The following is a 672-nucleotide window of genomic DNA, read 5'->3' on the forward strand; positions in this document are numbered from 1 at the left end:
GTAAAAGGAAATAATGATTTCATAGAGTTAGCTGAGGAATGTTATTTTTCGCTTAGGTGTATTTTTTCAACAAGTGTTTTATCAGGGTAATGTATGGCATTAACATCATTCATTCTCTCAATAAATTATTGTCGAGTGGATTAGTCTCAGCAACATCCACCCATTTTAAATGATTAAAAAATCATGTACCGCCATGTGTTCTTTTTTTCTCAAGACTGGTTCCGTATCTGGCGGTCAGAATACCCGTCTGGAATTCCATGGTTTTGATTTGTTCAAAAGCATCATTGCCGTCTTTAGCATCTAAAACCCGCAACTGAGCATTCAGTGATTTGATTAAAAGATCGCCATTTCCTTGATGCTGATAATCAGCACCTTCAAGGCAGGAAAGGGTTGCCAGACGGTCAAATAGCTGCAAGTCCTCAGACAGGAAAGCGTTCTGCGTCATATGAGTGCCGGTCTTTTGTTCCCACTGGTGAATAATCTCGCGCCGAAATTGTTCAGGTGCTGCCGTTTTACACAGTTTGATTATATCTGTGCCGAGCGGGAAGGTCGGCGCAATTTGCCCCTCGGTGACGGCATTCCAGTCAGTGACATAATCATCGGTGATATTATTTTCAGCGTCGCTGGCACAGGCATTGAATACGGCACAGAGCAGTAATGCCGGGATGATAT

1 protein-coding gene is annotated in these 672 nt (G+C 42.6%); it reads right to left on the reverse strand.

Translation table 11 applies throughout. The features are described from left to right. Positions 1-181: 181 nt before the first annotated feature. A partial coding sequence (locus tag MES37_RS24525) for a hypothetical protein (RefSeq protein ID WP_237932841.1) occupies positions 182-672 on the reverse strand: 491 nt, incomplete at its 5' end.

Source organism: Buttiauxella sp. S19-1 (assembly GCF_022134725.1).
GTDB classification, from domain to species: Bacteria; Pseudomonadota; Gammaproteobacteria; order Enterobacterales; family Enterobacteriaceae; genus Buttiauxella; species Buttiauxella ferragutiae.